28 protein-coding genes are annotated in these 23,875 nt (G+C 39.6%); 20 read left to right on the forward strand and 8 right to left on the reverse strand.

Annotated features, from left to right (window positions below):
- Positions 1-113: 113 nt before the first annotated feature.
- Entirely contained in the window at positions 114-1,097 is a 984-nt protein-coding gene (locus MK805_RS00840) for a quinone oxidoreductase family protein (protein ID WP_240873293.1), read from the forward strand.
- A 31-nt stretch (positions 1,098-1,128) separates the two neighbouring features.
- The gene (locus MK805_RS00845; RefSeq protein WP_240873294.1) at positions 1,129-1,644 is read left to right on the forward strand and encodes an SRPBCC family protein; all 516 of its coding nucleotides are present in this window, start codon (positions 1,129-1,131) and stop codon (positions 1,642-1,644) included.
- Between the two features lie 119 nt (positions 1,645-1,763).
- Here MK805_RS00845 and MK805_RS00850 read toward each other — a convergent pair whose 3' ends face one another.
- The 3 genes from MK805_RS00850 to MK805_RS00860 form a co-directional block, all read right to left on the reverse strand.
- Positions 1,764-2,090 (reverse strand): hypothetical protein, encoded by a 327-nt coding sequence (locus MK805_RS00850; RefSeq protein ID WP_240873295.1) that lies wholly within the window; start codon positions 2,088-2,090, stop codon positions 1,764-1,766.
- Positions 2,091-2,191: 101 nt separating this feature from the next.
- Positions 2,192-2,710, reverse strand: coding sequence for an SMI1/KNR4 family protein (locus MK805_RS00855; RefSeq protein ID WP_240873296.1), 519 nt, complete (start codon positions 2,708-2,710; stop codon positions 2,192-2,194).
- A 9-nt stretch (positions 2,711-2,719) separates the two neighbouring features.
- Positions 2,720-3,208 carry a MarR family winged helix-turn-helix transcriptional regulator gene (locus MK805_RS00860; RefSeq protein WP_240873297.1) on the reverse strand — a complete coding sequence of 163 codons (489 nt, stop codon included), beginning with the start codon at positions 3,206-3,208 and terminating at the stop codon, positions 2,720-2,722.
- A 144-nt stretch (positions 3,209-3,352) separates the two neighbouring features.
- On the opposite strand from MK805_RS00860, the gene MK805_RS00865 reads away from it, so the two are divergent.
- From MK805_RS00865 to MK805_RS00875, 3 genes are all read left to right on the forward strand, one after another.
- Positions 3,353-4,951 carry an FAD-dependent monooxygenase gene (locus MK805_RS00865; protein ID WP_240873298.1) on the forward strand — a complete coding sequence of 533 codons (1,599 nt, stop codon included), beginning with the start codon at positions 3,353-3,355 and terminating at the stop codon, positions 4,949-4,951.
- 105 nt (positions 4,952-5,056) lie between these two features.
- Positions 5,057-6,223 carry an erythromycin esterase family protein gene (locus MK805_RS00870; protein ID WP_240873299.1) on the forward strand — a complete coding sequence of 389 codons (1,167 nt, stop codon included), beginning with the start codon at positions 5,057-5,059 and terminating at the stop codon, positions 6,221-6,223.
- A gap of 94 nt (positions 6,224-6,317) precedes the next feature.
- Positions 6,318-7,109, forward strand: a complete 792-nt coding sequence (locus MK805_RS00875) for an alpha/beta fold hydrolase (protein ID WP_240873300.1) — start codon at positions 6,318-6,320, stop codon at positions 7,107-7,109.
- 63 nt (positions 7,110-7,172) lie between these two features.
- Here MK805_RS00875 and MK805_RS00880 read toward each other — a convergent pair whose 3' ends face one another.
- Positions 7,173-8,141: a glycosyltransferase family 2 protein gene (locus tag MK805_RS00880; protein ID WP_240873301.1), complete on the reverse strand. Its 969-nt coding sequence runs from the start codon at positions 8,139-8,141 to the stop codon at positions 7,173-7,175.
- A 268-nt stretch (positions 8,142-8,409) separates the two neighbouring features.
- Here MK805_RS00880 and MK805_RS00885 point away from each other — a divergent pair, with 268 nt between their 5' ends.
- The 6 genes from MK805_RS00885 (at position 8,410) to MK805_RS00910 (ending at position 13,810) form a co-directional block, all read left to right on the forward strand.
- Positions 8,410-8,982, forward strand: coding sequence for a beta-class carbonic anhydrase (locus tag MK805_RS00885; RefSeq protein WP_240873302.1), 573 nt, complete (start codon positions 8,410-8,412; stop codon positions 8,980-8,982).
- Between the two features lie 449 nt (positions 8,983-9,431).
- Entirely contained in the window at positions 9,432-10,193 is a 762-nt protein-coding gene (locus MK805_RS00890; protein WP_240873303.1) for a dimethylarginine dimethylaminohydrolase family protein, read from the forward strand.
- A gap of 42 nt (positions 10,194-10,235) precedes the next feature.
- Positions 10,236-11,090 (forward strand): dimethylarginine dimethylaminohydrolase family protein, encoded by an 855-nt coding sequence (locus MK805_RS00895; RefSeq protein WP_240873304.1) that lies wholly within the window; start codon positions 10,236-10,238, stop codon positions 11,088-11,090.
- Between the two features lie 37 nt (positions 11,091-11,127).
- Positions 11,128-12,519 carry an amino acid permease gene (locus MK805_RS00900; RefSeq protein WP_240873305.1) on the forward strand — a complete coding sequence of 464 codons (1,392 nt, stop codon included), beginning with the start codon at positions 11,128-11,130 and terminating at the stop codon, positions 12,517-12,519.
- Between the two features lie 123 nt (positions 12,520-12,642).
- Positions 12,643-13,206, forward strand: a complete 564-nt coding sequence (locus MK805_RS00905; RefSeq protein ID WP_240873306.1) for a hypothetical protein — start codon at positions 12,643-12,645, stop codon at positions 13,204-13,206.
- Positions 13,207-13,465: 259 nt separating this feature from the next.
- Complete coding sequence (locus MK805_RS00910; protein ID WP_240873307.1) at positions 13,466-13,810, forward strand: hypothetical protein; 345 nt, start codon at positions 13,466-13,468, stop codon at positions 13,808-13,810.
- A gap of 316 nt (positions 13,811-14,126) precedes the next feature.
- Here the strand turns inward: MK805_RS00910 and MK805_RS00915 are convergent, their stop codons facing one another.
- The gene (locus MK805_RS00915) at positions 14,127-15,497 is read right to left on the reverse strand and encodes a tetratricopeptide repeat protein (RefSeq protein ID WP_240874243.1); all 1,371 of its coding nucleotides are present in this window, start codon (positions 15,495-15,497) and stop codon (positions 14,127-14,129) included.
- A 191-nt stretch (positions 15,498-15,688) separates the two neighbouring features.
- On the opposite strand from MK805_RS00915, the gene MK805_RS00920 reads away from it, so the two are divergent.
- From MK805_RS00920 to MK805_RS00935, 4 genes are read left to right on the forward strand one after another with little or no spacing between them, the layout of a single operon-like run.
- Entirely contained in the window at positions 15,689-15,892 is a 204-nt protein-coding gene (locus tag MK805_RS00920; protein WP_240873308.1) for a hypothetical protein, read from the forward strand.
- The gene (locus MK805_RS00925) at positions 15,861-16,235 is read left to right on the forward strand and encodes a hypothetical protein (RefSeq protein WP_240873309.1); all 375 of its coding nucleotides are present in this window, start codon (positions 15,861-15,863) and stop codon (positions 16,233-16,235) included. Before MK805_RS00920 ends, MK805_RS00925 begins: the two co-directional genes overlap by 32 nt.
- Positions 16,232-16,396, forward strand: coding sequence for a hypothetical protein (locus tag MK805_RS00930; protein WP_240873310.1), 165 nt, complete (start codon positions 16,232-16,234; stop codon positions 16,394-16,396). The genes MK805_RS00925 and MK805_RS00930 overlap by 4 nt, the downstream gene beginning before the upstream one ends.
- Before the next feature lie 17 nt (positions 16,397-16,413).
- On the forward strand, positions 16,414-16,560 hold the full coding sequence (locus MK805_RS00935) for a hypothetical protein (RefSeq protein WP_240873311.1): 147 nt from the start codon (positions 16,414-16,416) through the stop codon (positions 16,558-16,560).
- 68 nt (positions 16,561-16,628) lie between these two features.
- Here MK805_RS00935 and MK805_RS00940 read toward each other — a convergent pair whose 3' ends face one another.
- Positions 16,629-20,231 carry a dynamin family protein gene (locus tag MK805_RS00940; protein WP_240873312.1) on the reverse strand — a complete coding sequence of 1,201 codons (3,603 nt, stop codon included), beginning with the start codon at positions 20,229-20,231 and terminating at the stop codon, positions 16,629-16,631.
- 129 nt (positions 20,232-20,360) lie between these two features.
- Here MK805_RS00940 and MK805_RS00945 point away from each other — a divergent pair, with 129 nt between their 5' ends.
- From MK805_RS00945 to MK805_RS00960, 4 genes are all read left to right on the forward strand, one after another.
- On the forward strand, positions 20,361-20,774 hold the full coding sequence (locus MK805_RS00945) for a CoA-binding protein (RefSeq protein WP_240873313.1): 414 nt from the start codon (positions 20,361-20,363) through the stop codon (positions 20,772-20,774).
- Positions 20,775-21,011: 237 nt separating this feature from the next.
- Entirely contained in the window at positions 21,012-21,386 is a 375-nt protein-coding gene (locus tag MK805_RS00950; RefSeq protein ID WP_240873314.1) for a DUF309 domain-containing protein, read from the forward strand.
- A 110-nt stretch (positions 21,387-21,496) separates the two neighbouring features.
- A complete protein-coding gene (locus MK805_RS00955) occupies positions 21,497-22,054 on the forward strand; it encodes a hypothetical protein (RefSeq protein ID WP_240873315.1) in 558 nt (185 codons plus the stop codon).
- A gap of 26 nt (positions 22,055-22,080) precedes the next feature.
- Positions 22,081-22,305, forward strand: a complete 225-nt coding sequence (locus tag MK805_RS00960) for a hypothetical protein (RefSeq protein WP_240873316.1) — start codon at positions 22,081-22,083, stop codon at positions 22,303-22,305.
- Positions 22,306-22,530: 225 nt separating this feature from the next.
- On the opposite strand, the gene MK805_RS17750 is transcribed toward MK805_RS00960, so the two are convergent.
- Both MK805_RS17750 and MK805_RS17755 read right to left on the reverse strand, forming a co-directional pair.
- On the reverse strand, positions 22,531-22,653 hold the full coding sequence (locus MK805_RS17750) for a hypothetical protein (RefSeq protein ID WP_255724442.1): 123 nt from the start codon (positions 22,651-22,653) through the stop codon (positions 22,531-22,533).
- Between the two features lie 368 nt (positions 22,654-23,021).
- Positions 23,022-23,147, reverse strand: a complete 126-nt coding sequence (locus MK805_RS17755) for a hypothetical protein (protein WP_255724443.1) — start codon at positions 23,145-23,147, stop codon at positions 23,022-23,024.
- 328 nt (positions 23,148-23,475) lie between these two features.
- Between MK805_RS17755 and MK805_RS00965 the strand changes: the two genes are divergently transcribed.
- Entirely contained in the window at positions 23,476-23,760 is a 285-nt protein-coding gene (locus MK805_RS00965) for a hypothetical protein (protein ID WP_240873317.1), read from the forward strand.
- The last annotated feature ends 115 nt before the right edge of the window (positions 23,761-23,875 follow it).

Raw genomic sequence — 23,875 nt, forward strand, 5'->3', positions numbered from 1 at the left:
ACTATTACTGATACTACTAGTATAACGAAAAACTCGTTATGAATTTATGAGTAAGTAGAATGTAATTATAGGAAAGCAAAACAAACTGAAAAAATACAAAGGAGATAAAGAAGATGAAAGCAATTATCATTCCACAATTTGGTGAGGCGTCTGTCTTAACCCAAAAAGAAGTAATAACACCACAACCGGGACTAGGAGAAGTAACCATTGATGTTGCTTATGCAGGAATCAACTATGCAGAAGTATTATTTCGCAAAGGTGTAGTAGCAGACTTGTCATTACCGTTTGTACCCGGAATTGAAGTATCTGGCACCATTCGGGAGATAGGGGAAGGGGTGACCGGATTTCAAATTGGCCAAGCTGTTGCCGCATTGACTATTGTCGGTGGCGGCGGATATGCAGAAGTAGTGAAAGTAGATGCAGATCTCGTAATTGCCCTAGATCAGGAAACAAAAACGATAGACATGGAAGTGGCAGCAGCTTTCCCGTCCAATGTAACAACAGCAATGATGATCTTATCTGATGTTGCGCATATGGAAAAAGGCGAAACGGTATTGGTTCATGCGGCTGCTGGCGGTGTAGGCAGTGCGATTGGACAAATGGCACGTGCGTTAGGAGCAGCAAGAGTGATCGGAGTGGTAGGCAGCAAACAGAAGATAGCATACGCAAAAAGTTTGGGATACAATGAAGTGTACCTACGTGATGAGTATGTTGAAGCTATCCGAGGCAGCGGGATAGATATTGTCATTGATCAAGTGGGAGGAGATGCGAGAGAAACAGGACTATCCCTTCTCTCTCCACTCGGTAGACTAGTAGTCATGGGTAATGCGAGTGAAGCAGAAGATGTAGCTGTATCTGCAAACGAATTATGGTTTAGCAGCAAGGCTGTACTCGGTTTTAATCTCCAATTGATGAGTGTGTATCATCCAAAAGCAGTAGCAAAAGCAGCAAAGAAAGCATTACCGTATGTGGTAAGTGGACAAGTAAGCGTAGATGTAACGGATGTAGTAAACTTGGAAGACATAGCAAAAGCACATAAAAGCATTGAGGATCGTACATCAAAAGGGAAAATGGTACTACAGGTGAAAACAACCTAAAAGGGATTCAAAGATAGAAGGGGAGTCTGAAATGTCTAACAAAAATATCAAAACAAGTGTAGAGAACCGAGATCTTATTATGGAGCGTGTTTTTGATGCACCTCAAGAACTTGTCTTTAAGACATTTTCAGAGTCGGAGAAATTGGCTCGCTGGTGGAGAAAAAAGGGATGGGAAATCGAAAATCAAGAATTTAATTTTAAGCCTAACGGGATATGGCATTATTGCATGATATGCACAGATAAACAAGAAGAACAGTACAAGCAAAAAATGTGGGGAAAAGTTGTCTATCAAGAAATTATTGCACCGAAGAAAATCGTTTACACGGATGTATTAGCAGATGAAAAAGGAAATGCAGTTATCGATTCGCCAGAGACATTAGTGGCAATGACGTTTATAGAACAAGAAGGCAAGACAAAGTTTATCATGCGATCGCGATTTGAATCAGTTGAGCGTTTACAGCAAGTAATGGAGAAGGGAGTAGTTCAAGGATTTGCGCCTCGATTTTCTTACCTTGATGATCTTCTTAAAGAACTTCAACAGACCTAACTTCGTCTGTTTCGGACATATAAGGATGTTTATTGGAAAAAATTACTAAATTCTCTCGGTGGGAGCATTTTTTTAAATCAAACCCAATTCGATTTGTTCAATGGTTCTTGGGTATTTACTTATTTATACATGAGCTCTTCCTTTGCTGGCTTTTCCCGGATTCGCTTCGTTTGAATTCGTTTTTCTTCAAAAATATAACGGGGTCTTTTCTTTGATTCATAGTAGATCCAACCGATATATTCTCCGATGACATCGATGGAGATGAGTTGAATACCCCCTAACAGCCCAACAGAAGAAATAATCGAAAGTATCCAGGGATGACAATACATGCATCCAGATCTGGATAAAGGTGTATAAAATATAGAAATATCCGTGATGGTAACAAATAATCCTAAATAGATAGCCAAACGAAGAGGTTTGTTGTTAAAAGAGATCAATCCATCCATTGTATATAGGAATTCTGTCCCGTAGATACCCAAGTTAACCCAAATAGAGACCCCAAGCCTCTGACTACAAAAGGCTTGGAGTCTTATTGATACTGGAGGAGTTACCATGCTTCTTCTTCATCATTATACTTTTCACCATTAACTAAACCTTTGATAAATGTTTCAAAGTTGTCCGCAAGAATAGTAATGATGGGATCATCAGATATTTCCACATCGACGTGGATTACCCTTGGCTCGCCTTCTTTTCCGCATAGGCTGTAATCAAGCATAATGGCATCATGTCCTGCTGATGGACAATCACATATAATGAAACCAATTTCAACAGGGTAACCCAATTCGGCATCACCCCGGGTTTGTTCGGAGTCGATTCCATAATCCCCTCCAATTCCGCGAATATTTTCAATTTCGATGTGGTCTTCAGCCCAGGAAGTGGGCGTATTAGTTGGAAAACAAGTGTTAATGGGAATTCCGCCGTTTTTTGTCTTTATTAACGCTATATAGGACTGCGGGAGTTTATAACCTAATTTTTGCTGTGCATGATCAATCATCTCATCCGAAACAGGTATTGGATTTGTATAGTAATCACTTTCATCCCAAAATTCCCGAAAGAAATTCTTCATGTTATTCCCTCACTTTCCGTTCATATCCTCATTCGATTCCGTAACATCTGCAAGTTGATACAAAAGATCAAGTAAATGGCTTCGATTTTCCGGAGGAAAGGAAGATAGTACCTTTTCAGCTGCTGAGATCATAGCATCTCCGGTTTTTTTTATGAGAGGGGCAGCAGTATCTGTAATTTGTACAAGTGTAGCACGCCGGTCATTGGGGTCCGGTATACGTACTAGAACATTCTCTTTTTCTAAGGCGTCGACGAATTGGGTAACAGTACGCTTTTTAATTCCTAGTTTTATTGCCAAGTCACTCATCCTGATCTTGCCTGCTTCTTCAATGCATTTCAAAAATCGCATCCTTGGCCCAGTCAAATAGGCAGGTACATCATGTGCAGACAGATAAGCTTCAAATTGAGAGTGAAGATAGTGAGTAGTCTTAAACAATATCATTAAAAGATAATCTGGTGTTGGTGTTTCAGTTGAAATAGGAACTTTTGATTTATTCATAAATCCTCCTTGACGGCCTGTATTTTAGTGTGTATACTCACATTATATTAGTGAGTATACACACTGTTTCCATCCTCACTAAATTCAGTTTATCTTATCATGTTATCGATGAAAAGAACAAAATTTGGAAGGTGATTTAATAAAATGGAAAAGACAAAAACCCCAGTATTCATTGTAGGTGGTGGATTGGTAGGTTTAACCGCAGCTCTTTGTTTGGAAAAGCATAAAATTCCTTATTTACTAATAGAACGACATGCTGGTACTTCTATTCATCCCCGTGCAAACGGTATGAACATACGTACAATGGAAATTTTCCGTGAATTAGGAATTGAAGAAGAGATCCGAGCAGCTGGAAAGGTACTGGAAAAAAGCAATGGTGCCATTGAAGCAGAGGTGCTAGCTGGGACCGATTTAAGCAGTCTCAAACGAATAGCTCCAAATGGACATGAATTAGAAGAAGTGATTGGGAAAATTACGGAGGAAATTAGTCCTGTAATAGGTTGTGCGTGTTCTCAAGATCAGTCAGAACCTGTTTTACTGTGGAAAGCACAGGAGTTAGGAGGAGGAGATTTTCGCTTTTTTACGGAGCTTATTTCCTTTGAACAAACAAATACTGGTGTTCAAGCTTTGATAAAGGATCGGAAAACAGGACGAGAAGAAACCATATTTGCTGAATATATGATTGCTGCTGACGGAGCAAAAAGCCAAGTACGGGAAGCGCTAGGAATGGAGTTTACTGATGGAGGCTCTTTTGGACATCACATCAATATTTATTTTCAAGCTGATCTAAGTAAATTGGTAGAAGGAAATGAATTTATTGTATGCAATATTACCAATCCTGAATCTCCTGGACATATAATTGCTGTTAATAACAAAGACCGCTGGTGTTTTCATGTTCTCTATCATCCTGAAAGAGGGGAATCACCAAAAGATTTTCCAGAGGAACGCTGCGTAGACCTTATTCGTAAAGCAATCGGTCTGCCAAATTTAAATGTTTCCATACTAAGCGTCCTTCCTTGGGAGGCTGCCTCACGAATTGCCAGTCATTATCAAGTTGGACGTGTTTTCTTAGCAGGCGACGCAGCTCATGTCATGCCGCCGAAAGGAGCATATGGTGCAAATACCGGAATACAAGATGCTCATAATTTAGCTTGGAAATTAGCGGCTGTATTACGGGGTGAAGCAAATCCTGTTATTTTAGCAACTTATGAACAGGAACGAAAACCTGTAGCTCAATTTGCTGCTGACCAGTCCGTTTTGTATGTTACGAGAGAAGAAGGACATGTGCATTCCCTTATCCCGGCTATTGGGTACCAATACCAATCAGATGCTATTTGGACAGAAGAAAATTCTATAATTCAAGATAAACTGATCTTAAATGGTGTACCTGGAAAACGTGCCCCGCATATCTGGTGTTTGTATCAAGGAGAACGAATATCGACAATTGATTTATTTGGGAAAAACTTTGTGTTGTTTACAGGAGATAAAGGAGAAAAGTGGTTAGATGCTGCTGCTCGTGTTTCTTCAAAGTTGGGAATCACATTACATGCGTACCAAGTAGGTGATGATGGAGACCTAGTTGTTACAGATAATAAGTGGCAAGAAGCTTATGGAGTATCGTCTGAGGGTGCTGTTCTTATACGACCTGATGGTTTTGTCGCTTGGCGATCAAAAGAAGAGGTAGAAAACAAAGAGGAAACTTTAAAAAGCGTGTTTCACCAAATTTTGTTCGATGGAAGTTGAAACAGCTAAGTTTTCTCATCATATATAAACCTCATTAAAATTCCAAATATTATGATTTGGTTAGAGGGAAACAGGATAATACCAATCGAAGAAAGGACTCTCATCATGAAAAATACAATTTCATCAGAGAATAAGCCCCTAATACGGTGGATTAGAAATCATGCTCATGAACTTACTACCATTGATCCGCTAGCGCCACTAACTGACCTTTCGAAATTTGCTAGTATGTTACAAGACAAAAAAGTAGTCAGCTTCGGTGAATCGACTCGTGGTGCTCGGAGCTCCCATCAAATGCATCTTATCAAACATCGTTTTCTGAGATTCTTAGTTGAGTTTTTAGGATTTCGTTCCCTAGCTCTAGAAGTTGATTGGACAATAGGAATTCAGGTTGATGAGTACCTTCGTACAGGCAGAGGTAATCTACGAGCATTACTATCAAATATATGGGAACCATTACAGACAGAAGAATTTTTTGATGCCATTCAATGGATGCGTTCTTACAACCAACAGCATCCAAACGATACCATTCGAGTTTTTGGTGGATATTCACAAGGTGTACCTGCGAATGCCTACGACATAGTGCTTGATTACGTTCGGTCAATATCATTCGAGCATTTAGACGAGCTGGAAGCTCATTATGCTGTACTTCGTTCCTCCCATCAGGAAAAACAAGTACTCATCAATCACGCTAAACTAGCTTATGAGTTTGTGGCTGATCTTCCCGGTGGTGAAAATCACTCGATTGCGCTCCAATACGCCCGATTTATCTGGGGATTTTATGAACAAATCGACTTGGATAAATTAGACCTTGATCAAAGATTCGCTAGAAACATGATTTTATGGCATAAGCACACAGGTCATAAAATGGTGTATTGGGGTGGAATTGCTCATGTGGCAAACAATCATATTATTCCGAACAGGGGATATAGTGTGGGAAGCCACTTAAGGAAGTTTTTTGGATCGGATTATTCATCTATCTGTCTAACTTTTCATCATGGTTCAGGGTCAGATACTATTTCTCCACCGTCTTCAGAATTTGCTGAAGCTGTTTTGAGCAAGGCTGCCATGGATATATTTCTATTAGATTTACAAATGGAAAAACCTGAATCGGTTCAATTATGGTTCAAAACTCCAACGAAGGTGCGTGCGATTGGCCCCTACTATGATCCCAAGAAAGATCCTACCCATTTAAACGGGTTTCTTTCTGATTGGTTTGATATCATCATTCATATACAAGAGATTACACCTGCCGTTCGGCTTGTGTCAGGTTGAAATACTATCGTGATCAAATTCCAATTGCAGGGGAAATCAAAAAATTTAGAGATAAGGCCTTATCCATTCAATTGATTTAGGGAAGGTGATTTTAATGCCGTTTATTACAGTTCCAGATGGGACACGTGTCTATTATGAAGAGTCAGGCGAGGGCGAACCGCTTATACTGATCAGCGGACAAGGATTGGATCATACCTTTTGGGACCCTATTCGAGATGATTTTGCAGATAATTACCGCGTGATCGTTTATGACCAGCGGGGGACAGGTCAAAGTGATAAACCATCCACTCCACCTTATACAACTCGTATGTTTGCGCAAGATGTAATTGCGCTGCTCGATCATCTAAACATTGAGCGAGCGCATGCATATGGCATATCAATGGGAGGACGAATATGCCAATGGTTAGGCATCGATCATGGAGATCGTATCGGTTCATTGGTATTAAGTGCGACAACGCCAGGGAATGCTCATGGCGTTCGTAGGCCAAAATATATTAATGATCTGCTTTCGCAAAGTAATTCGCAGAAAACATGGCTCGATATGTTATCTTTGCTTTACTCTCCTGAGTGGTTAGAAACCCATATGGATATAGTTAAGAAAATATTTATAAGTTCTCCTATTCCAGAATATGCACGAAAATTACATTATCAGGCTAGTGAAAATCATGATGCATGGGATTTTTTACCTGATATTCATGTTCCTGTACTTGTTATTCATGGCAGTGAAGATGAAATGAACCCTACTGCCAATGCGTATTTGCTTGCTGATCGTATACCAAATGCGGAGCTGTCCATTATTAATGGTGGTCGCCATGGTTATTTTATTGAATTTCGTGAAGAAGTGACTAAGAGGGTTATAGATTTTCTAAAGCGTCATCCTTTGTAGTGAGAAACTAAAAAATCCAACAAAAAGATCCTATTCGTATTACTCGAATAGGATCTTTTGCATTTATTTATTATACACGAAGTCTTCCTTTGCTGACTTTTCCCGGACTTGCTGTGTTTGTATTCGTTTTTCTTCGATAATATAATGAGGTCTTTTCTTTGATTCATAGTAGATTCTACCGATATATTCTCCGATGACACCGATGGAGATGAGTTGAATGCCCCCTAATAGACCAACGGAAGAAATAATCGTAAAGTATCCAGGAATGACGATGCCATGCATCAAGATCTGGATAAAGGTGTATAAAATATAGAAAATATCCGTGATGGTAACAAACGATCCTAAATAGATAGCCAAGCGAAGAGGTTTGTTGTTAAAAGAGATCAATCCGTCCAATGCATAGTTTAAAAGCTGCCCAAAGGACCATTTGCTTGTCCCTTGATCACGCAGGACATTGTCATATTCAATGACATATTCCTGAAACCCAATCCAAGAAAATAATCCTTTTGAAAATCGATTGTATTCTTGTAAAGACAGAAGAGCATCCACTGCTCGGCGGCTAAGTAAGCGGAAATCCCCCACACCATCTGTCAGCATTACATCGATCATACCATTCATCAAGCGATAGTACAGCTTGGAGAACATGGTTCGTATACCGCCCTCTCCTCTGCGGTTTCGTTTTGTGATAACTTGGTCATATCCATTCCGGTATGCTTGAACCATATCGGGAATAAGATGGGGTGGATGTTGGAGATCGGCATCCATGATGATTACAGCTTCACCCGTAGAGAAGTTTAACCCTGCCAACATAGCAGATTCTTTCCCAAAGTTACGACTAAAAGATATATAGTGAGCATGTTGATCTTTTTCTGTAATTTCTTTTAATATCTCAAGTGTTTTATCTTTACTGCCATCATTGATAAAGATAAGTTCATAAGGAATCTGATTTTCTTGCAGTATGGTTGTGAGTTCCTTGTGAAATCGATGCATAATCGGCTCTTCATTATAACAAGGGATAACGAACGAAAACATAGTAAAAGCCCTTCCTGTTGGGTTATTTTATGAAAATTAAGTAAAATGAGTTCGATTGGTTAATTTGTAGGTATTGGTATAGTTATGATTCTAAAATATCGTTTTATACGACGTCAACCAAGGAAACTGTTTTTTTCTGATAATTTATAGGTATTAGTGGAGATAAATAGAAACTCGTCAAGTGACTTGGTAAGAAAGTAACAAAATGGTACACTAAAATCCAAATGACTTGATATGATTATAGAAAAAAGATTTGGAGGACTTCATCTTGAACTTATTAAATCAAATTTTAACTCATAACAAAGAATTCATCAAAAACAAGGAATATGAGCAATTCAAAACGGATAAGTTTCCAAATAAACGACTTGTTATATTGTCTTGTATGGATACACGTTTAGTTGAATTATTGCCTAGAGCAATGGATGTGGGGAATGGTGATGTTAAGATCATTAAAACTGCTGGAGCTATTGTATCCCATCCATTTGGAAGTACGATGAGAAGCATTCTAGTGGCTATTTATGAACTGGGTGCAGAAGAAGTTTGCGTTGTCGGGCATCATGACTGTGGAATGGCCAAAATTAAAGCAGAGAGTACACTGGAAAAGATGAAAGCCCGTGGAGTCAGCCAAGAAAAATTAGATTTACTCTATTACTCTGGAATAGACTTCAAAAAGTTTTTACACGGCTTTGACTGCGTAGAAGACAGCGTGAAACATAGTGTAGAAATGATTCACCACCATCCACTTATGCCTAAAGATGTCGCTGTACATGGATTGGTCATCGATCCAAAATCAGGAAAACTCGATTTGGTTGTCAATGGCTACGAAGCTCAGCTTGCTTAAGCAAAACTTTCAGATGACGAAATAAAATGGATAGAGAAGCCAGCCGGCAAATTTAGCAGGCTGGTTTTTTTATGGGAAAAGGTGGTATACACTTCCTTCCCTTTGTCAAACAATAGCCCTCATTTAACTCTTTTGCAGTTGTTTAAAAAACAGCTTCTATTTTGAACTGCACCCCATGGGGGCAGTGTTACTATGATTGGATTACTTGATGAGAGTATTTATCGTTTTATTTTTTTTGTAAAATTTTTCTTCTCTTATAAATAAAGAGCTTTACTGTTTTTATATTCTTCGGTTTCAACTATCCATCACTGGATCATTATAAAAATAAATTTATAATTATATTGACAGTAGGCTTTTTTATCTTTTAAATAAGAGTATGATCTATTTTAGGAAAACGTTTTCATAATGTGGAAACTTATAATTTTAATCTGTTTGAAGGAGGCTTTTTGATGTTTACTAGAGCAATCGTGAAGAAAATAAGTAAAAGCTATGTAGATGGACTGACTACTTCTAATCTAGGAAAACCTGATTTCGAGAAAGCACAAGCACAACATGCGCAGTATGTAGCTGCCTTAAAACAATGCGGACTTGAGGTTACAGTGCTAAATGCAGATGAAGAATATCCAGATTCAACATTCGTAGAGGATACTGCTGTTCTCACAAATGAATGCGCTGTCATTACAAATCCAGGTGCACCTAGTCGTAATGGTGAGATCATCGAGATGAAAGAAGTTTTGAAACAATTTTATGAGAAAGCAGAAAAGATTCATGCACCTGGTTATTTAGATGGCGGGGATGTATTGCAAGTGGACAAGCATTTTTATGTAGGGCTTTCCACTAGAACCAATCGGGAAGGTGCAGAACAATTTGCCGCAATCCAGCAAAAATATGGATATGAAACGACCATTGTTCCGCTCGAGAAATTTTTCCATCTAAAAACAGGGATCGCTTATTTAGGGAACAATGATTTAGTAGTTGCAGGAGAATTCATTGATCATCCTGATTTTGAAGAATATAACAAAATCGTTATTGATGAACAAGAGGAATATTGTGCGAACTGTATCCGCATCAATGACTATGTCATTATCCCAAAAGGTTATGAGCGTTCCAAGAAAAAAATCGAAGATGCTGGCTATAAGACAATCGAGCTGGACATGTCTGAAATACAAAAACAAGATGGCGGTTTGAGCTGTTTGTCGTTGAGATTTTAGACCAAAAATGGGGATGATCTTGTGAGGTATGGATGTCAGAGTATGGTAGGAAGTATCGAACGAATCATGGTCAAACACCCAAAGGATGCTTTTATCAGTCAAGAACATTTAGAGGAAAACTGGAGAAAATTTAACTATATACGATGCCCGGATTATGAAGAAGCAGTACAGGAATATGATAAATTTTTGGCTGTTTTGAAAAAGCACGTGCCCGAAATTCATTTTCTCCCCAAAAACGATACAGTTGGTTTGGACTCCATCTACACCCATGATCCAGTAAAAATCACCAAGAAAGGTGCCATTTTGCTTAAATCTGGCAAGTATCTTCGCAGACCAGAAGCTGGGGCTATCAAAGATTACTTCAACGAGCTTTCCATTCCGATCCTTGGAGAGATTACAGGAGAGGGAAGAGTCGATGGAGGGGACGTAGTGTGGTTCGATGAACGTACGCTGGTGGTTGGAAGAGGATATCGGACAAATGAGGAAGGAATCCGCCAACTGAGAGAATTAACCCAAGAAGTTGTGGATGAATTTATCGTGGTTCATCTTCCACATGGTAATGGTCCTGAAGAATGTTTACATTTGATGTCCTTTATCAGCTTTATCGATCATGATTTAGCAGTAGTTTACTCCAAATTGATGCCAGTAGTTTTTCGGGAGTTGTTGATTACTCGAGGCGTGAAGCTGCTGGAAGTATCGGATCAGGAGTATGACAACTTAGGATGTAATATTTTAGCTATTTCCCCCCGAAAGTGTATGATGGTTGCTGGTAATCCTCAGATCAAGCAGCTGCTGGAAGAAGAAGGGGTGGAGGTCTTGGAATACAAAGGGGAAGAAATCTCCTATTTGGGTACAGGCGGTCCGACCTGTCTCACTTCCCCTGTTTTGAGACGATAAAAGGCAAGAATAACCCAAATGGGGAAGGAGCAGTTCCATGAGACAGGAGAAACAAATGCAACTAGAACGATCCATGAAGAGCCGGCACCTCTATATGTTGTCTATTGGTGGGGTAATTGGGACAGGCCTATTTTTAAACACGGGATATATCATTAACCAGTCCGGTTATGGCGGTGCTCTCTTAGCTTTCTTGTTCGGTGGTCTGCTTTTGTATTTGGTAATGACCTGTTTAGGAGAACTAGCAGTGAGAATGCCGGAAACAGGAGCCTTTCAAGTCTATGCTTCCAAATATATCGGGCCTGCTTCCGGGTTTACCGTCGGCTGGGTTTATTGGCTGGGATCAGCTACCACTGCCGGGGTCGAATTTACAGCTGCTGGTATGTTGATGAAACGGTGGTTCCCTCATACAGGCGTATGGATTTGGTGTGCGATCTTTATCGCTCTATTGTTTTTACTAAATGCATTGACAACCAAAGGGTTTGCTGAAGCTGAATATTGGTTTGCAGGGATCAAGGTAGTTGCTGTCATTCTCTTTATTATCATCGGCTGCGGAGCGATTTTTGGATGGATTCATATGGATGGCAGAGCAGCGCCATTTTTGTCCCACTTTACAGCGGGAAATCTCTTTCCAGCAGGTATCTCTATTGTGTTTGTTACGATGATGAATGTCGTTTTCTCTTACCAAGGATCGGAGCTGATCGGGATTGCAGCTGGAGAAAGTGAAAATCCAGAAAAGCATATTCCTAAAGCAATCAGAAATGTATTAGTTCGTATTTTTGTCTTCTATATTGCATCGGTTGTCATTCTTTCTGCTATCTTCCCAGCGAAAGAATTAGGAGTCCTTCAAAGTCCATTTGTCTCTTTGTTTGATATGGTAGGTATTCCTTTTGCTGCTGATATTATGAACTTTGTCATTCTTACCGCACTTTTATCTGTTGGAAACTCTTGTCTCTATGCCTCTACTCGACTTTTATGGTCTTTGTCTCACTCTGGTATGGCTCCAAAAGTATTTGGAAAGCTGTCCAAACGCGGCGTTCCGATGGCTTCACTGATCTTGACCATGATATTCTCTCTCTTGTCCCTATTGACGAGTGTGTATGCAGCAGACACAGTATATATCGCTTTGTCATCGATCTCTGGGATAGCAGTTACCATTGCTTGGATGAGCATTGCTCTGTCGCAGTATAATTTCCGGAAGCAATTTTTGCGCGAAGGCGGTAAAGTGAGCGATCTGAAGTTTGCGACTCCGCTCTATCCGTTTCTTCCCATCCTATGTCTGATACTCTGTACCGTCTTTCTGATCTTCCCGGCTTTTGACGCAGCACAGCGGGCGAGTTTATTTTATGGTCTAGGGTTTGTGGTTGTATGTTATATCTATTATTACTTTCAATATGGAAGAAAAAAGAAACGAGTGTCTAACGATAATTAAAGGAATGTCCTAGCTTTTTTTCAAAGCTAGGATTTTTTATTTTAAAAGTAGAAAAGGAAAATAGGATATAATGAAAATATTGAATAGGGGATAGGTTGTGAATAAATAATGAGTAATCATCCGATGTGGGACATCTTAGTGAAGGCAACAGAATCGAATGAAATGATCTCCATTTATACGGACATTTCTGACCAAGAACATTTTAATGCGGGATTTTTGGAGCAAATAACAGAAGAATATTTTTTGATGAAACATGTGACAGCAGAAGGTATAGTAGACGGCCATATTGTCAGGAGACTAGCAGATGTTTATCGAGTTGACCAGCACAGCCAATATGAACAGAAACTAGAAACGTTATACAAAATACAAAATCAGCAGCATTACGATTTGTTGTTATCTCCGGTAACGGAAGATGAAAATTTGTTAGTAGAAGTATTAAAAACCGCCATAATAGCAGAAAGATTGGTATCGATTAAAATAAGTGATGAACAAAGGGAAAGTACAGACTTTATCTATGGATTTGTAACATCTGTCACAGATGACATCGTCACGATTGCTAAAGTTTCTAATTATGGTGAAAAAGACGGTACCGTCACAATTTTTTTACGGGACATAGAAGCTGTCGATTGTGACAGGTTAGATGAGATTACCATCAAATTGATGTATCAACATGTACATAGGAGATAGGTTTGATAAATAAAACACGTGGGGCATTGCGTAAGTATTACCGTGTTATTCTAGTAGCTGGATTGTTGATGCGACAAGGGGACGGTTCTTATGTCGTAGTTACAATGGGGTTTTCTGTATAGGAATGATTCAAAAAATAAGAAATTACTTATATAACTTGTTTTGATGGTATATTTAAAATAAGAACTCATTTAGTATGCACAAAGAGCATTGCTACACGTAACGCACGTGGACATGAGTCTGATAACAGGAGGCATCCATGTCGGAGATCATGCAGTACGAGGTTGTGCCCGGTGACGGGGTCAACAATGACGGCTATGTGTCCATCACCTTCAAGACCGGCTGTGCCGATTTCATCCGTGCCAACGCCGATGAGATCACCGAATCCCAGAACGGCGACTTCGTTCGGATCGAGGGGGGCGGCATCTCCTTGGACGTCGACCCGAAGAAGAACAGCTTCCAGGTCAACCAGATGACGCGGTACGGCTGCGTGAGCTCGATCACGACTCGGCCTTACGACGCCATTCCCTGCGGGCCGGAGAAGCTCAACGGTGCTGACTGGTGGACGTTCACCGACAGCGGCAACTTGGTTCCCGCCGTCTGATGATCGTCTCTCCACATGGAGGCCGTGTCCTGCGCGACTTTGCAATGAATTCGCGCAGGACAGCGGATTGGCAATTTACTGATTGTTCATAATGTAAATACAGTGAGAAATCAATAGAAGTTATCTTATTTTGCATATTAGTTCTTCTGGAAATATAAAAACCGGTCGAAAACTCGTCCGGTTTTATTGGATGATGATAGTATTTAATAGTTTAATCTTTGGGACATGTACAAAAATCTAAATAAGAGAGTCTAGGATTGACGTTATAAAATAATCCTAGTTTTCAGGGTCTCCTGTAAATTTGTAAATCATCAGCTTAACATTCCTCTCGTTGTTTTAGTTTTATGCGAATTCTATACGCTTTTTCAATACACGATATGAATCTATCTTTGTATCCTTGTTTTTCATAGATATTACACATAGTATCCAATAAGTCTAGTTCTTTATGGAAAAAACTATGCTGATTTGCCAATTGGCTTCCTAATTCGAATTGGGTAATAGCTTCATCGTATTGTTGTTGAGCTAGATAACAATCACCAAGAACATGAAGCGCCTCAACTTGTTGGATGATATTATTATGTTTATTACTTATAGAAAGTGCTTTTTTTATGTGTTTTTCAGCTATTTCTGGTTGATTTTGCTGTAGGTAGAGTCGACCTAGATTGATATGAGCTGGAGTCAATAAGTGTTTTCTTGATACTTTAAGTTCTGTATGTAATGCTTGAAGAAAATACTCTTCTGCTATAGAAATATTTCCTTTATTGAAAAATATCGTACCCATTGTAGTCCATAGTGTCAATAGTTTGTCATATTCTCGATTCAACCAAGCAATGTCAATCCCTTTTTGTGCGTGTTTTTGAGCTTTTTCAGTCATACCCATATCATTTAAAACATTGGCATGGATATCATGATACTGAATGATTACTGCTAAACGTACATTTTGAAATATATCACCTGTTTTTTCAGCTTCCGTTACATATTTTTGTAGTTGCTCTAATGCTCCAAAAGCTTTCTCCTTATCATTCATTTTTTGTAAATAAAGACATTTGTTTAATAGGAGAAAAAAGCGTTGGAAAACTCTTGCGCCATTTATCTTAAAAACTTGCAAACCTTTTTCAACATATTGAAGTGCTTGTTTTAAATTGTTTTGAAAGTAGTAGATAGTAGCTAAATCATTATAGCAAGTAGCTAAAATGTTGGAATCCCTCAATTCCTCATTTTGCTCGGAGTATTCCTTAATCAGATTAACAGCTTCTAGGAGAAACTTCTCTGCTTGTGGCCATTTTCTTTTTTCAAAGTAACTTTTTCCCCAAAGGTAATTGGCTAGTGGAAGCAGTGTTTTACTTGCTTCAACATTGTATATTTCGTTTAGTAAAGTCAGTTGATTTAATGCTTCATCAGGATTAGCATGTGTAATTTTTTCAATCTTTTCCAACTCTCTTTTCGCCCATTGCTCCTTCTGCTCCGCTTCTGAAAGCAGTCCATAAATATCCTCAGCGACGCCCAAAACCTCCGCACAGGCAGCAATACTCTCTTCTTTTACCGTATGATTTCCTAACTCCAAATTGCTTACGGTCGAGATGGAAACCCCTGCTTTTATCGCAACATCTTCTTGACGAAGGCCTAATTCTTTTCTACGTGAACGAAAGATTTCCCCCATTTTTTCTTTGCTCACTCTTATATTCACCAATCATTTTTCCTCCCCTGTTTATTTTTTAACGATGTAATTTTGTATTCTTAAAATTAGATAGATTGGTAGAATAATCCTGTTTTTTCGTAAAAAAATGTAAAAAAGAGCAATAAAACAATTAAAATTGACATTATTTTCTAAATATTTTAAAATTATAACAAAAGTTGAGGTTTGAAGGAGATGGATGAATGAATTTGGTCGTTCAGATATCAGGGGATAGGAAGTCTGTTGGGGAATTCCTTTCGTTTCTCAAGACCGATGAGAAGTACTTTTTTTATACGAGTGCTAATTATTTATTTTCTCCATCGAGAAATGCGGTGGAGTTGACCTATCAACGTTCTGTCTGCAAGGAGGAAAAGGATGGAGAAAGGGAAACGCTTAGCCGTCTGTAAAAAGATTGCGAGTTTTATCGTATACGCTTGCGAAGGAGAGCAATATCTTTCCTTGATCGAAGCTTTTCGCAATGCACGGTCGAGAAGAGAATGGATGGATGCGATTTGTAAACTGATTCACTGTGGTCTATCCCAAACCGAAAATGCCCATTCCTTAGCGATTACACAGCAAGAATGGCATAGTGTCTGCCAGTTCATCCAGTATGCAGATATAGAAGAGGTTCGTCAGTTACATGAGGAGACAATGCGGTATATTGCAACATTGGAGTTAAAGAAAATCCATGAGTTGGAACAGTACATAACGAGCGTATTATTACAATTGGAAAGGGAGGAAGAGGGATGAAGGAAGTATCCTATATTCATTTGGAAACGACAGATGGGCAGAAGATCATATTGGATTTGATTGAGGTACGGCAGGAGAAGTTGGAGGGGAATCTTGTACAGATCGTAGGGAAGAGCTATGACATATTTGCTGTTCCTGTGAGAGAAGAGAGAGAAGTGTAAAATATCAGGTTAAAACAATGCGACAAGAGAACCGTCCCCTTGTCGCACGCAAATTGGAGTTGGTTGATGTACAACAGGAGAGGTTGGAGGGGAATCTTGTACAAATCATAGGGAAAAGTTATGACATATTTGCAGTGCCTGTGAGAGTAGAGGAAGAAGGATAGAAAACAGTAAATAAAAACGATGGGACAAGAGAACCGTCCCTATGTCCCATCGTTCCGCTTGTCGCGGGTTATTTGTCCTCAAGGCTAGTGAGTACCCGACTTAACTTAGTTTTAGCTTCTATCAGTGGTTTCTCTTCCATTTGCCCCTGCATACTCGCTTCAAGGCGGACAAAGTGATCGGTGACTTGCTCGATCCATCGCTTGGATATTTGCTCGATGTTTTGTTGCCATATAGCAGTGTAAGTAGCAACGAATTCTTCTGTCGTCTTGGCAATATGAGAGTTCAGTATTTCCTCTACCTGTAATTTCAACAGTTCTTTCATCTTATCGCGGCCATTTTGTTCAAAGAACGACTGGCCGTTTTTATAGAGCTGGACTGCTTTCTGAAAGTTTGGATGTGCTTCTTCCCAAACAGGCTGTGTCCAAGTTAGTTCAGGCAATGTGATGTCTTCTGGTTCGGATAAGGCTAAACCGGAGAGCAGGGTGTGATGATAGTTATTCTGTTCTTTTGTAAAGGCCTCAAGGGCTGTCTGTATCCATTTTTCTAATCGCAATGAAGTTGCCCGATATTCTTGAATCAAGTCATTTCCGATAAAGGCAAGCAGTTCTTTTGCGGCAGTAGTCAGTTGTTTTCTGCCTGCCTTACCCGACTCTCGGATGGTAGATGGATTGATATAGAATGCAAATTCATCATAGTAGCGCAAACGAAGGCGTTCCCCAACGTAGTACAGCAACGTTTTGATTTCTTGGGCGAGATTGCGCTCTTCGGTTGTGCTGATGAGACTGGAAAATTGTTGTACCAATGAGTTTTTGGCCTGTTCCCATTGTTGCTGCTGTGCTGCTTTCTCTGATTCGCTGGCAGAAATGGCCGTGAGCATTTCTTCGATCCAAATGTTTGCTTGCTCGACATCGGAGATCATACGGCCAATCGTCGCAGCACGAGAGTCCTCTTGGATAAAGCTGAGAAATGCCTGCTCAAACCGCGCAAAGTCAGGATTGAGCTCGCGATTTTCTTGTTTGTCCGATAGGGAGGCCAAACTGGAAACAGGAAACATCCTCGGGTGACGAATGCCGTATTGATGGAGCTGGGATGCGACATAGTCGACTACTTTCTCCAGTTCCGTCTGGGAAGCTGCCAAATCTGCTGCATTGACAATAAAGTACATCTTATCGAGGGCAAAGGAATCTTGTACCCTGCCAAGTTGAATCAGCAGCTCCCGATCCGCTCTGGAAAATGCATGGTTGTAATAGGTTACAAATAACAGAGCATCTGCTTGTTTCATATAGCGAAAAGCAACGTCCGTATGCCGTGCATGCAGGGAATCCGCTCCAGGTGTGTCAACTAGCGTGATGCCTAGTTTCGCTAAAATAGAATCATAGTATAATGCTACTTCTTCTACAAAAGCAGATTTTGCTTCATCTGCCATATAGGAGATGGCATCTGTTTGAGACATCGCAATCGTTTGACCTAACTCCTGTTCTACATCAGCAAATCCATTTTGAATCGCACGCAAAAAAGGAATGGCCATTTTTTGGCGTGTTGTTTCTAGCTTACGGCTGAGAAGCTCCGGTATTTCTTCTACTAGACCTGTGACATCAGACGCAGAAGATTTTTGGTGAAACAGTTCAAAGAGATGTTGTAACTCTTGGAACAATGTTTCACCCGATTTAAAGGTTACGGTTCCTGTACCATGTCCATGCTCCAAAGTTGGAGGACAAATCCGACAGACAGTAGCTGTTGTTGGATTTGGGGATACAGGTAACAGGGCGTCCCCTAATAAAGCATTAGCAAAAGAAGATTTCCCTGCACTAAAAGCACCAAACAAGGCAACCGTAAATTGTTGTTGTTCCATCTGGATGCGTTTTGCTCGCAATCGCTCAAAGAAAGGCTGCAATTCGGGTAATGACTCCAATGTTTTTTCCGCTTGCAGCAATAAGTTTTGTTTTTGCTCAGTGTTATTTTCAGAAGTTGAGGTCATTTGCATCATTTCTTCTGATGGTGAAGTTGTTTTTTCTTCTGTGACCAAAGTGATAGACTGTACGATTTGGTCCTGTTTCAGCCATTTTTCGATTCGTTCTGTCGGCACTTGTTTTTGTCCATCTTTTATTATCGCAAGCAAAGCCTGTTGTTCAGTATCAATATTTGCATGTGCCTGTATATCTTGTTGGATTTGCTCAAGATCTTTTTGAGTTACTTGTAAGTCCATCTGCCCTTGCTGGATTTGCTGCTGAAGCCCAGTTTCCAGTTCAGGCAGATGGTTGGTCAAATATTGGCGGACATATGCCCGATATAAAGATTTGATCTGTTCGGCTAAATCGGTTGTATACGTTAAAACATAATTTCCACTGAATCCTGCACCTTGTTTGATCGTACTACGTAATAAGTCGATAGTAATACGAGGAACAGTTTGGTGCAGTTCATCGGCCAAAGATGGCTGGAAAATCATATATTTTCTGGCATGTTGGCTTATCAAATCGGTGATATGTCCGGTTAATTCGGTAGACACGGTTTCTGTGAGTGATTGGAGAAATTGTTGTTCCCGATGATTTCGTTCTTGCTCTGTCTTGCTTTTTGCAAATAAAAGACCCATTTTAAAATTGGGCTGCATCGCTTCTAGATAGGAATTGGCCAGTTCTCGCAAATTAGCTGGCATCAAATAAGCATTTTTCAGCAGATGATCGAGGTCTTTCATCAGCTGATTGAAAATCTGTTGTTTTTCATGTTCCCATTGTGCCAATTGTTGCAAAGTGCTTTGTTCTTTTTCGCTATATTCTTCACGCTTTCGTTGGAGTGTTTCCAAAGCTGGAAGTTGGGCCGCTTTTTTATGGACATATTGTGCAATGAGATAGCTGATTTCGCGTTCCACATTTTTCTCCATCAACTCATTTTTTTGCTCGTAGAGCTGATGAAGGAGTGATTTTACCTGTGTTAGTTGGTTATGAGGATGATCAGGCTGTTTCAAACTTGTAAAATAGATGCCAGCAACATGGATGTTCCAAGCTGCAAAGGAGGCTGCAACTCCTTTTTGAAAATCAGCAAAAGAAAGTTCTTTGTCGCGGTGTTTATCGATTTGATTGATGATCAAATAAACTTGCTTTCCTCGATCTGTGAGGTCTTTTACAAATTGCAAGTTCCCTTCTGCTTGGACATGGTTGTAATCCATCATATAAAAAATAACATCCGATACATGGAGATTTGCCTCCGTTGCAAGGCGGTGAGCTTCATCCGTTGAGTCAACTCCTGGAGTATCAACGATTGCTACATGAGGCGGCAGGGGTACGTCCATTCGCTCGATTACTACTTCTGTAGCTCTTTGGCCGTCTTGACAAAGAGCCTGAAATGCTTCATCTGTATAGGTACCTATCACTTCTTGTGTTGTTCCGTTAAAGTAGCGCATTTGAATTTTATTTGGACCGTGTTTCACTTTTACGACATTTGCACTCGTTGGAATAGGGCTTGTCGGCAAGAGAGACATCCCAAATAAATGATTCATCAAGGATGATTTTCCTGCTGAAAAGTGACCACAAAAAGCGACAGCAAGTTCCCCGTGATTGAGTTTCTGCATAAAGTCTATACATTTATGTTGGAACTCTTGATTGTTTTCGGTTGGTATGGTCTGCATGAGCAAAGCTAATCTGTTTATCCAGAGACTAGTAGGTGTCTGTAACATGTTATACCCCTTCTATTGTGCAAAAGTAATCTTTGCTATCGTACCACAAAATATTTATTCGTTGATATCATAACACGTACTGGGGAAATGATAAGATAGAAGAGCATAAAGAAGGAAAGGTGAGAAAGCATGAACCCAACAGATCAAGAGCGGGCAAAATTACTCAAAGAAGCAAAAAATATTGCAGTTGTAGGACTTTCCAGTAATCCTGAGAGAACGAGTTACATGATAGCAGAAGCATTACAACATGCTGGATATCGGATTTATCCAGTAAATCCAATGTTGACGGAGCCAGTCCTTGGAGAGAAACCTTATGCAAGTTTATTGGAAATTGAAGATCCGATCGATATTGTCAATGTATTTCGCCGCAGTGAAACCGTTTATCCCATTGCAGAAGAAGCTGTTAAATTGAAAGCAAAAGCATTATGGATGCAGCTTGGTGTAGAAAATGAAGAGGCTGCTAAACTCGCTCGAGAAAATGGATTAATCGTTGTGATGAATCGTTGTATCAAAGTAGACCATGCTTTGTTGGTTCGTTCATGAAGTAAGTTTTTACCAAAATAATGTATATTTTTTCCAAAAATTTCATGAATAACGGTCACAATATCGACAAAAATATGTCATTGTGATACAATGTGCTCTGTAGGTAGGGCTGACCTCCTTACTTACAAATTTAAGCTGCTTTTTTAGCAGTTGTTAAGCTACCACGCTTCTATTTTCTTTTTTTGACCCTCTTTCATGTGACCAGAAAATCTGGTCTTTTTCTTTTGGAGGAAATATATGAACAGCTACCATCCCTTATATATTCAATTTTTTCAGCACTATCACCAAGGTGAGTACTGGGAAGCACATGAAGTTTTGGAAGAACTCTGGCAGCAAGATCGAACCAATGATTTCTATCATGGCTTGATTCAGATAGCTGCTATTATGCATCAGCTGAAACGCGGGAAAGTTCGTGGAGCAAGAAAATTATCTGAGACAGCTACCCGCTATCTTACCCCTTATCAACCAGAACATGAAGGAGTATCGGTAGCGAGTATTTTGCTGTGGCTGCAACTTTGTTTGCAGAGATTACCAGAGGGAATAACGATATTAGAACAAACAAAACTAGAAAAATTGGGCATTCCCATCTGTGAATTGCCAGAAATAAAATAAAAGTGTAAAAACCCATGTTGCTTTAGCCCAACATGGGCATTTTTTATAAAAAAAAACATAATCAATTTAATAGGAATAGAAAAGTTGCTTATAGGAGGAGGATGAATGACGTGAAAGGCAGACGTTGGACAGCCGAAGAAGATCAATTATTAAGTGAGATGGTACTCCATACGATTAGTCAAGGTGGAACACAGTTAACAGCATTTTCCGATGTAGGAAAAAAGATAGGACGTACAGCAGGTGCTTGTGGATTTCGCTGGAATGCAGTACTGCGAAGCCAGAACCCAACCTCATACAGTGAAGCGAAGAAAAAGAGAGTATACATCCAGTTAGAGAAAAAACGCAAATCGAAAATAGAAACATTTTCAGAAGCGATAGAACTTTTGAAGCAAACGGAACAAACATGGGTAAAACAGCAAAAAGAGATATCTCGCTTAACTCAGTCTATTTCTCAAATTAAGGATAAAGTAAATACATTAAAACAGGAAAATCAAAAGTTTAAACAGGAAAATAATTCGGTTGAATGGGTGCAGCAAGAGGTAAAAAGCCGATATGAAGAACTCGTTTCATTGATTGAACAGCTGAAAAAAGAGACAGGTGTAGCTAGAAGTGAATCATTTATACCTAAGAGTACTGTTGGGAAAACCAATTCAGCTCCTCCAACATAATATAGAGAAGCAGGTGTAGAAAAGAGGTGGGAGCTATTTCGAAGAAAGAAGAGCAACTACAAAAACGCCTATTGGAGATTGAAGAGAAGTTAGCTTACTATGAACAAGAGTTCGGTAACTATAAAGATGAACAAAATAAATTAAAAAAAGAGATGCGCTTTTTTGAATCGATGCTGCTTGAGGAATATCATCTGTTGTTGCAGCTTTTAGAAAAAGATAAAACTGGAATACGTTTGCATCGTTTACCATGATAGAAGGCGAACCCTTTGAGCAATCAAGGGGTTTATTTTAGTATAAGATACAGAAAACAGCCTAGAGAAAATTCCCTAGGCTGTGTTTCCCTATTTTATTTAGAAGCAACCAGCAAATACAAAAATGGTAGCAATTACAAGTAAGAAGATTAACAAACGGTGCCAACCAAAGAAAGCTCCACCAAATCCGCCCATTTTATTCACCTCCTTACTGGATATCAGGAATTAACAGCATCCTCCTCTGAATCCAAAGCCACCAGCAAAGACAAAAATGGTAGCGATGACAAGCAAGAAGATTAACAGACGGTGCCAACCGAAGAAACCTCCGCCAAATCCAAATCCGCTCATTTTGACACCTCCTTATATTCTAGACTGAAAATGATTAGCAGCAAGCGCCGCCAAATCCAAAGCCACCAGCAAAGACAAAGATGGTAGCGATAACAAGTAAGAAGATTAACAACCGGTGCCAACCGAAGAAACCTCCGCCAAATCCGCCCATTCTGATACCTCCTTATTTACTAAGCTGAAAATGATTAGCAGCAAGCGCCGCCAAATCCAAAGCCACCAGCGAAAACAAAGATGGTAGCGATGACAAGTAAAAAGATTAGCAAACGGTGCCAACCGAAGAAGCCTCCTGCAAAACCGCCCATTTTGACACCTCCTTTCAAAAAATTGGTTCAATTAGGTAAGAATTAACGAAATCTATCTGGTGTTACCTAGCAGCATCTTCCGCCGAAACCAAAACCACCAGCAAAGACAAAGATGGTAGCTATGACTAGAATAAAGATAAGAAGGCGATGCCAGCCAAACAATCCAAATCCTCCACCGCTAAAACCGCTCATAGTGGAAACCTCCTTGGTCATGCTTACAATTTCTGCACCGAATTGATTCGGTAGCTGATTTACCTTATGCGGGTATTTCTTGCTTTGTACAGGTGTTTGCCCTGTATTAGAAATTTAGGTTTCTGACTAAGGCGTTTATTTGTTAGAAGAGTAGATTATAGAAACACCAGAAAAGAGTGCTGGTATTGTTTATTTTTCTCAGTTTATTCTGCTTTTTAGATAAAGGATTAAACAAAAACCTAGATAGAAACGATTTAGGCTAAAAAATCGTACCCACTTTTTACGAATAGGCATAGGATAGCCAAGGAGAATAGATGGAGGTGTAGGAATGAGTAATGAGCCAAGTTTAGGACAATTGACAAATATGATTAATGCCGTTATGGGACAAAAAGTATTGAGTGAGGAACAATTGAGCCAGATCATGGCTGGAGCAAAAAGAGCATTTGATCGTGGTGGTATGCCGCTTGTTATTGAATATTTAATGAAAGTCACACAAGCAGATGTAGATAAAGAAGAAGTGACGCAATTTGCAGAAACGATAAAAGCAAATCCACAGCTTGGAAAAGATATATTAGAAGGCAAAAAAAGCATAAAATACGGAAAGAAGAAGTAAAAAAGAATAGAAAAAAACAGCTTTTTGTCAGGAGAAGCTGTTTTTTTCTATTTGTTCATATATAATCTGTATTAACACAAAATTAAGAGTTTACAAGATGAATTGCCATTGTTTT

Source organism: Shimazuella soli (assembly GCF_022511585.1).
In the GTDB taxonomy this organism is placed as follows: Bacteria; Bacillota; Bacilli; order Thermoactinomycetales; family Thermoactinomycetaceae; genus Shimazuella; species Shimazuella soli.

What these genes read in the sequence shown, in the direction of transcription:
- MK805_RS00865 (WP_240873298.1), top strand. Translation starts at nt 3,353, where the DNA reads ATGGAAAAGACAAAAACCCCAGTATTCATTGTAGGTGGTGGATTGGTA.
- MK805_RS00895 (WP_240873304.1), top strand. Translation starts at nt 10,236, where the DNA reads ATGGTAGGAAGTATCGAACGAATCATGGTCAAACACCCAAAGGATGCT.
- MK805_RS00845 (WP_240873294.1), top strand. Translation starts at nt 1,129, where the DNA reads ATGTCTAACAAAAATATCAAAACAAGTGTAGAGAACCGAGATCTTATT.
- MK805_RS00940 (WP_240873312.1), bottom strand. Translation starts at nt 20,231, where the DNA reads ATGTTACAGACACCTACTAGTCTCTGGATAAACAGATTAGCTTTGCTC.
- MK805_RS17750 (WP_255724442.1), bottom strand. Translation starts at nt 22,653, where the DNA reads ATGAGCGGATTTGGATTTGGCGGAGGTTTCTTCGGTTGGCACCGTCTG.
- MK805_RS00875 (WP_240873300.1), top strand. Translation starts at nt 6,318, where the DNA reads ATGCCGTTTATTACAGTTCCAGATGGGACACGTGTCTATTATGAAGAG.
- MK805_RS00935 (WP_240873311.1), top strand. Translation starts at nt 16,414, where the DNA reads ATGCGACAAGAGAACCGTCCCCTTGTCGCACGCAAATTGGAGTTGGTT.
- MK805_RS00880 (WP_240873301.1), bottom strand. Translation starts at nt 8,141, where the DNA reads ATGTTTTCGTTCGTTATCCCTTGTTATAATGAAGAGCCGATTATGCAT.
- MK805_RS00945 (WP_240873313.1), top strand. Translation starts at nt 20,361, where the DNA reads ATGAACCCAACAGATCAAGAGCGGGCAAAATTACTCAAAGAAGCAAAA.
- MK805_RS17755 (WP_255724443.1), bottom strand. Translation starts at nt 23,147, where the DNA reads ATGAGCGGTTTTAGCGGTGGAGGATTTGGATTGTTTGGCTGGCATCGC.
- MK805_RS00965 (WP_240873317.1), top strand. Translation starts at nt 23,476, where the DNA reads ATGAGTAATGAGCCAAGTTTAGGACAATTGACAAATATGATTAATGCC.
- MK805_RS00890 (WP_240873303.1), top strand. Translation starts at nt 9,432, where the DNA reads ATGTTTACTAGAGCAATCGTGAAGAAAATAAGTAAAAGCTATGTAGAT.
- MK805_RS00930 (WP_240873310.1), top strand. Translation starts at nt 16,232, where the DNA reads ATGAAGGAAGTATCCTATATTCATTTGGAAACGACAGATGGGCAGAAG.
- MK805_RS00950 (WP_240873314.1), top strand. Translation starts at nt 21,012, where the DNA reads ATGAACAGCTACCATCCCTTATATATTCAATTTTTTCAGCACTATCAC.
- MK805_RS00870 (WP_240873299.1), top strand. Translation starts at nt 5,057, where the DNA reads ATGAAAAATACAATTTCATCAGAGAATAAGCCCCTAATACGGTGGATT.
- MK805_RS00910 (WP_240873307.1), top strand. Translation starts at nt 13,466, where the DNA reads ATGTCGGAGATCATGCAGTACGAGGTTGTGCCCGGTGACGGGGTCAAC.
- MK805_RS00920 (WP_240873308.1), top strand. Translation starts at nt 15,689, where the DNA reads ATGAATTTGGTCGTTCAGATATCAGGGGATAGGAAGTCTGTTGGGGAA.
- MK805_RS00900 (WP_240873305.1), top strand. Translation starts at nt 11,128, where the DNA reads ATGAGACAGGAGAAACAAATGCAACTAGAACGATCCATGAAGAGCCGG.
- MK805_RS00905 (WP_240873306.1), top strand. Translation starts at nt 12,643, where the DNA reads ATGTGGGACATCTTAGTGAAGGCAACAGAATCGAATGAAATGATCTCC.
- MK805_RS00925 (WP_240873309.1), top strand. Translation starts at nt 15,861, where the DNA reads ATGGAGAAAGGGAAACGCTTAGCCGTCTGTAAAAAGATTGCGAGTTTT.
- MK805_RS00855 (WP_240873296.1), bottom strand. Translation starts at nt 2,710, where the DNA reads ATGAAGAATTTCTTTCGGGAATTTTGGGATGAAAGTGATTACTATACA.
- MK805_RS00840 (WP_240873293.1), top strand. Translation starts at nt 114, where the DNA reads ATGAAAGCAATTATCATTCCACAATTTGGTGAGGCGTCTGTCTTAACC.
- MK805_RS00850 (WP_240873295.1), bottom strand. Translation starts at nt 2,090, where the DNA reads ATGGATGGATTGATCTCTTTTAACAACAAACCTCTTCGTTTGGCTATC.
- MK805_RS00860 (WP_240873297.1), bottom strand. Translation starts at nt 3,208, where the DNA reads ATGAATAAATCAAAAGTTCCTATTTCAACTGAAACACCAACACCAGAT.